The 6,920-nt window shown below is 68.7% G+C and carries 3 protein-coding genes; all 3 read left to right on the top strand.

Translation table 11 applies throughout. The features are described from left to right. Positions 1-7 precede the first annotated feature (7 nt). The 3 genes from AB0F89_RS31080 to AB0F89_RS31070 all read left to right on the top strand — a co-directional run bounded on the left by AB0F89_RS31080 (position 8) and on the right by AB0F89_RS31070 (position 6,919). Positions 8-1,489 carry a ribonuclease domain-containing protein gene (locus AB0F89_RS31080; RefSeq protein WP_367129214.1) on the top strand — a complete coding sequence of 494 codons (1,482 nt, stop codon included), beginning with the start codon at positions 8-10 and terminating at the stop codon, positions 1,487-1,489. After that, complete coding sequence (locus tag AB0F89_RS31075) at positions 1,486-1,962, top strand: barstar family protein (protein ID WP_367129213.1); 477 nt, start codon at positions 1,486-1,488, stop codon at positions 1,960-1,962. Before AB0F89_RS31080 ends, AB0F89_RS31075 begins: the two co-directional genes overlap by 4 nt. Positions 1,963-3,301: 1,339 nt before the next feature. Next, positions 3,302-6,919 (top strand): AAA family ATPase, encoded by a 3,618-nt coding sequence (locus AB0F89_RS31070; protein ID WP_367129212.1) that lies wholly within the window; start codon positions 3,302-3,304, stop codon positions 6,917-6,919. Position 6,920: the final 1 nt, after the last annotated feature.

Below are 6,920 nucleotides of genomic sequence, written 5' to 3'. Positions count from 1 at the left end.
ACCAGCGATGCCGCCGAAGAAGCGCAAGCCGGCCGCGGGGAAACCCGACGCGGGCAAGCCGAACAAGCCGGCCAACACCGCGCCGAAGACCCCGGCCCAGCCGGGTCTGGCCAAGACCAAGGGGGCGAACCCGCAGCAGCAGAAGCCGAAGGTGCTGACCCCCCAGCAGCGGGTGGCCAAGCTGAGGACCGATGCCGACGTGCTGATGAAGTCGGTGTTCGGCGCGAGCGTCGAACGCGACGACGACGGCGACGGCCTGATCACCAACAGCGTGATCGACGAGATCGCGTTCGACCGCGACGAGGTGCGCCGGTTGGCGGTGGCGCTCGCCGAGGAGGTCGAAGACATCAGGGACAGCCTCCAGAACAACCCGGTCAAGCTGGCGGCCGAGGAAGTCCGCATCCAAGGCCTGATGGCGAACCTCCGAGACCAGCTGGCCACCTCGCGTCGGCCGGTCGCCCGGTTGGCGGGGATCAAGCAGTACGCCGCGGGTTTCCGCGGCGGGATCGTCGTGGAGACCGACCCCCTCACCGCCGACCTCTGGGGGTTGGCGAGCGGCGAGATCGTCAAACCGAGACCGGTGGCGCTGCTCGACAACCACATGCCCGACAGCCGGCTCGTCAACGTCGACCTGTTCGTCGACGCGATCAAGGGCCGGCTGCTGGACGTCGACAGCATCATCACCACCCTCAACGGGCGTCCCGGCGTCCCGCAGGTGAACAAGATCCCGAACGACCTGTTCGCCGCCATGGGCCGGGAGAACCCGGGCACCACCGCGCTGCTGAGGGCACTGCGGAGCGGCCTCGCGCTGGAACCCGATCCGACCGCGCTGAAGACCCTGCTGGCCGCCGCCGACGTGCCCACCGAAGTGCCGAAGCTGTTGTCGGCGGCCACGGCCGTGGGCGCCGTGCTGCTCGACGTGCTCACCGCGTGCCGCGCGACCGCGCCGCCGGGCCAACCCGCCCCGCACGGTCCGGCCGCTCTGAAGGGCAACACGGAACTGGCGGGCAAGCTGCTCAAGACGATCGCCGACTCGGGGCAGGACGCCGACTTCTTCCTCACCGGAGCCGGTGGTCAGTCCTTGGCCAACCTCAGGTACGCGACCGTGTCCGGAGATCCGGTGTGGGGCGGGGCGACCGTGGCGACGAGCGCCGTGCGCTTCGGCCCGGTGGGCCACCCGGTGCTCTTCGCGCAGATCACCGCCATCGCCGAACCGCTGCCGCCGCTGGACCAGCACACGCTCCCGCCGCTGCCCCCCGGTGTCGTCCGTGATCGCTACGTCGGCGGGATGCAGTTCAACAACAGCGGCGGCGCCATGATCCTCCCGGTGGTCGACAACACCACCAACGCGCAGATCCACTACCGGGAGTACGACATCCGGCCGTTCACCTTCACGTACGAGCGGGGTGGCGAGCGGGTGGTGGTCGGCTCCGACGGCAACCAGTACTACACCGATGACCACTACAAGACCTTCAGGAGAATCGCATGAGCGGGCTCGCCGACCTCCTCCGCGCCGGACCGCCGTCGTTCCACCTGACCGACGCGAGCCACGCCGTCCTCGGCAGGTCCACCGTCGAGCTGTCCCTGGAGCGGCGGACCGCGGCGGTCCGCCGGATCAGGGGAACCCGGTGCCGGACCGCGAGGGGGCTGTTCGACGAGCTGGCGGCAGCGCTGCAGTTCCCCGCGCACTTCGGCGGCAACTGGAACGCGCTGCGCGACGTGCTGTCGGACCTGAGCTGGCTGCCGGCCGAGGCGTACCTGCTGGTGGTCGAGGACGCCGACGACCTGCTCGCGGACGAAGCGGACGAGGTCCTGGCCGCGGGCCTCGGTGTGCTGGCGTCGTCGGCGGAGTCGGCGGCGCCCGTGCCGTTCCGGTTCGTCCTGCAGGCCCCGCCCACCGGCCGCGTCGCCCGGACCCTGACCGCCAACGGCGCCGCCTTCACCACCGCCGCCCTCCCCTGACGAGCCGGCTCCGGCCGATCTCGACGTCTCGTTCGGCTGTTCCAGGCGTCGGTGTGGTGAAGGCTTCGATGACCACCCACGCCCGCCGGGCGGTGCCGACGTCGGCCGGGTCCAACCGCCCCGCTCACAGGCGACAGGTCGAGGGAGTGGACGAGGAAGAGCGGAGTGCGGCGTTGGTGATCCGGCCGCCTCGTGGGCCGGGAGTCCCTGGTGCCGTTCAGTTCGGCGGTCCACCAGTCATCAACTCGTGACCTGCGCACCTCCCATGTGCGCATTCCGTTCTCTGAAGTGTCAGAAGCTGGCGCAGCGGCTTGAACTGGAGCACTCAGCCGTTGCGACCTCATGCCCGCCGATCAAGTCGGGGCGCCGGTACGGCTATCGCGGCTACGACCATGTCGCTTTCGGTGTTTTGCAGTTCAGGGCATGATCTAGCCGTCCTGGGCACCAAGGGGCCGCAGGTTCAATCCTGTCGTCCCGGCGGCCTGGAGAAGCACGCTCGATCCGGAGGTTCGGCCAATTCGGAGGGTTTCGCATCGATAGCGTATGACTGCAGGTCCTGGCCAATGCCGAAGAGGTCGCTCCGAACGGGTGAATGCGCTTAACGGCACCAAATATGTCACCCGATGGTGTGAACTGTCGGTACGGTCCACCAAGTGGTTCGAACTGTCTCCAAACTACCGACGTGGTCATGAAGTGGTCTGAAACTACGCGACTGGTCGCGGACTGCCGCGCCGCCACCCTGGTGATCGCTAGGGGTCGAAGCCATGTGCTGGAACAGGCAGCGACTGTGGCATGTGAACCGGATCGACTACTGCGTCAACCAGGTCTTGAGCACCGTTGACGACGTCCGCGCCGTCAGGGGGGAGCCGGTGTGCGGCGATGGCTGGCTGGCGCGCAAGTTCGAACCCCCGGCAGCGTTCGAACCTGTGACGCGGGTATCTGCCGTCCCGACCTGCTGTTCGTGCGAACTGGGCTTTGTCGGTTGTTGCCGATGCGGACGGTGTGCTCTGGCGACCCGGATGCCGGCACGGGGAGACTGCGTCCAAGCCGCCTTGAAGCCGGCCGAGCTGTTCTTGATCAAATTTGCCGAGAATCACCGTAAGGCATGCGTTGTGCGCAGGCCATCATGCAGCGGACTACGAGGCGTCACCCGTCTGGCTCAACCCGTAACGCTGCGTACAGGGTCGACGAAGTTCCTGCACAGGCAAGAGGAGCTGTTGGGAATGGAGACAGGGGTATGACTCAGAGCGTCGACGATGGCCGGTGGCGTCCGTGGGTTCCCGATCGGGACGGGTTCGCCGGGCTGGCCGGTTACGCGACCCGAGCGACACTGCCGGGCTTGGGCCTGCAGCTCGACCGTGCCTTTGACATCCGTAACAGGGCGGTAAGTCCGGTCGTGGGTGCCGGGAGGGTGGTGGAGTCGCTGTACGAGCGGCTGCGGGCCCGGGGTTTCCGCTACAACCTGGAGGAATGGCACGCCGAGGCCGGTCAGCGGATCCGCGAGGCGCGGGTCATGCACCGGCACTCTGGCACGTGCTTGGATGTCACCCTGGTCTTCGCCGCGATGTGCAAGGACGCCGGTCTCCGACCGTACCTGGTGATCCTGGGTGCGGGCACGAAGGGGCAGGCGGATCACGCCATGGTCATGGTGGACCTGGCGAGCGATGCCAATGAGTTGGCTGCGCGCGTGCCCGGGGTGCGCACCCGCAGGTCTGCCGAGCCCCACGTCTACGAGCGCCGCGGTCTCACGCCAACATGGCTCGAGGGCTCGGCCTGCGTGGTCGTCGATGTCGCGCAGGCACTCGTCGCGCCGGATCGCCCGCAGGGTGCCCACTACATCGACGCGTGTGCCGCCGGTGAGCGCCAGCTCATGGGAGACCTGTACGGCTTCGCCGTGCTCGTGGACGTGATCCCGCTGCACGCGACCACGCACCCGGAGTTCAACGCGCCCGATGAGAACTCGCGTCCGACGATCTACCCGAAGCTGCGGTCCTCACCCTCGGCTCACGTCTACGGCAACCAGCTGGCCGCGCTGGCCGAGTTGAGTGGCCAGCGCGGCGTGGTTGCCGTATCCGGTGAATCCGGTGTCGGCAAGAGCGTGCTCGCCAACGAGCTGGCCCGCGTGGCGGACGACGGGTGCGGATGGTTCCTCGACGCCACCGATCGGTCCGCGCTCATCACGTCTCTCGCGGAAGCGGAGCTGGCGCAACTCGGTGGTCCGGCAGTCGGACAGCTCGACACCGTCGACCTCGTGCCGTTCGCCGAGGCGGCCCGACACCGGTTGGAGACCGCTCCGGGCCCCTGGGTGGTGGTGCTCGACAACGCCGACGGCCCTCCGCACGATCTCGGCCGCTTGCCGGTGCCGAACGCCGCGCTGGGGCAACTGCTGTTGATCACGACCACCAATTCAGCCTGGGAGACGCACGTCGAACGCTTCTTCTCCCTGCGCCCGATAGCCGATGACGAGGTCAGCGCGGCGTTCGACGGCGAGGTGGACGACCGGGTCCGTGCCGCGCTGGGCGGCCGGGCGCTGTTGATCGATGCCAGCAGCCGCTTCCGCGACACCACCGGGAGGAACTGGTGGGACGAGGAGCCCTTGGGTGATGTGACCACCGCGCCAGACCAGTTCTGGCGCGCCGTCCGTGCGGTACAGCCGAATTGGACGGTCACGCGGGTCGCCCGCGCTATCGCGTGGTTGCCGCCGGTGCCCATTGGGATGCGCGCGCTGGGTGAGGCGCTCGGCGTCGACGTGGAGGAGGTCGTCCTCCAACTCGACGCCTTGGGGCTCGTCACGCTCGATCGGCGGATGGACACGGTCCTGATGCACCGACTGTTCCGCACTGCGGTCCGCCGGCACACCGCAGTGGATCGAGCCGAGCACGGTGCGGTCATCGTCGCGCTGCTGGGCGCGGAACCGGTGCGGGCCCTGCTCAACCGATTACCCGACCGAGCCTCGTTGAAGGAGATGTACGACGCGGTCGATTCCGTGCCGGACAACGTGCCGATCGTGCACTCCCTGGCCATGCTGATGGAGCGACACGACGCCGCGATAGCAGCCAGCTGGTATTCAACCCTGATCGAGCTGACCGATGGCGAGCCGGACGACGACATGCGGAGGAGGCTCTCCGATGCCTGGCGCGGCAAGGCCCGCTACGAATTTCGTCGCAGCGGCACGCTCGAGGGCCAGGCGAAGCGGGACGCTCTCGATGACGGTCTCGCCGCCGCGGAGGCTGCCCTCGAACTGGTCGAGGGTCGTGGCTCCTGGGCGGATCGGCTGGCTGCCTCGAGGGGCGAGGCGATGGTCGGGGTGCTCCAACGCGGTCGCGCGGGGACGGAGACCGACCGGGCGGCGGCGCTGGGACTGCTGCGCGAGGCTGAGCGCATGCTGCGACACAGCGCCGAGGAGCGTCGGCGGCTCTACGTCGAGGACCACAAGAACCCGGAGGAGGCCCCGGACGTTGACCGCGCCGAGTTCAACCTCGGTGGTCTGGAGGTGGTACTCGCCCAGCACGACCCGGCGAACGCGAGGACACACCTGGATGCCGCGGAACAGGTCTACCGAAAGGTCGGACAACTGAGGGTCTCCCGGTATGGGACCGAGGAGCTGGAGGAGTGCGTCTCGTGCGTGCACGGCGAGGCGCTGGTCTTCTACTACCGGGCGGTCCTGCTACCCGACTCTCGGGAGAAGAAGACGGCGCACCTCCGTCGCGCCGCAGAACTCGCCTTCCGGGCTACCAGCACCCGGGGCGCCGTGGCGGGAGCCATCGACTCGTCGGACACCGCGAAGTCGCTGCTGCTGTCCACGAAAATCGCGCTGGCCCGACACGCCCTCCTCACCGCGCAGGCCCCTGGGGGCTACGTCGTCCCCGACGACGTATCGCAGTTCGCGGATCGGGAAGTGCACCTCATGTTCGCCCATCCGGAGCAACCGGACGGCTCCGAGATCACCAGGAAGGTCGTTATGCACACCGAGTTCGACACCGTGCCCCAGGTCGGTTCTTCCGGCGACGTCATCGCGGGCATCGCGACCTGGCTGGCCTCACCTCCGATCACCGAGCTGGTGCGGGCCTTCGGCGGCGACCCCACGCGCCTCACCGACGGCGACGTGGCCCTGGTTGACCGGCTGGCCTGGCTTCACGGCTTCACCGACCGCTGGGACACCCGGATCGACCCGCTGACCGGTCGGCCGCGCGAGCGCAACGAAGCCACTGAACTCGTGCTCACCCAGGAGCAGGAGGGCCTGGTGCTGGTATGCGCCGACGCCCTCGGGATGCAGCGGGTCCAAAAACCCCGGCACGCGGAGTACGACCACGTCGTCATCCTGGGCGGATTGATCCGGGCCTGCATCAACCGCCCGCACTACGCCGCGAAGCTGATCGACGACGGCACGGTGGCCACCCGGTCGTTGGTGGCCCTTGGCGGACATCGCGGATTTAAGGGCGACGAGTTCGACCTTGCCCGACAGGCCGGCCACCCCGACTTGAGCGAGGAGTACGAGGCGCTCGACCGCGGCTCGAGGGTCGCGTTCGGGCTCGGCGAGCCGGAGTCGATCGAGGGCGAGGAGTCCGAACTGCTGGGTGGCACCTGGGGCGTGCGGCGCTATCGAACTGCCAGCGGCGTCCGAGTGGCCGTGGCCGCCGCGCCGTCCAGCGACCCGGAGCACCGGCGGGCCAACACCCCCGACTCCTACGCCTGGTTCGCCACGCAGTTCGCCAAGCTGGTTCCCGGTCAGCGCATCCTGGCTGTCACCACCCCGATCTACGTGCCCGCACAGCACGCCGCCGCGCTGCGGATGCTTGCGCTGCCCTACGGGGTCGAGGTGGACACCGTCGGCTACGACCCGACGCTCGTGCCGCCTGCTCTGGACCAGCCGTTCAGCCCGACCAAGTACCTGTTGGAGATTCGTTCCACCGTTCACGCGCTGCGCGGCCTGCTCGACAGCGCACGAGGGAGATGAC

The sequence above is a fragment of the Saccharothrix sp. HUAS TT1 genome (assembly GCF_040744945.1).
Lineage (GTDB): Bacteria > Actinomycetota > Actinomycetes > Mycobacteriales > Pseudonocardiaceae > Actinosynnema.
The sequence above is the reverse complement of the archived record's forward strand: the minus strand, read 5'-3'. Positions and strand labels throughout refer to the sequence as shown.

Bases quoted from the DNA above. Each gene is read 5' to 3' on its own strand.
- AB0F89_RS31080 (WP_367129214.1), top strand. From the start codon at position 8: ATGCCGCCGAAGAAGCGCAAGCCGGCCGCGGGGAAACCCGACGCGGGC.
- AB0F89_RS31075 (WP_367129213.1), top strand. From the start codon at position 1,486: ATGAGCGGGCTCGCCGACCTCCTCCGCGCCGGACCGCCGTCGTTCCAC.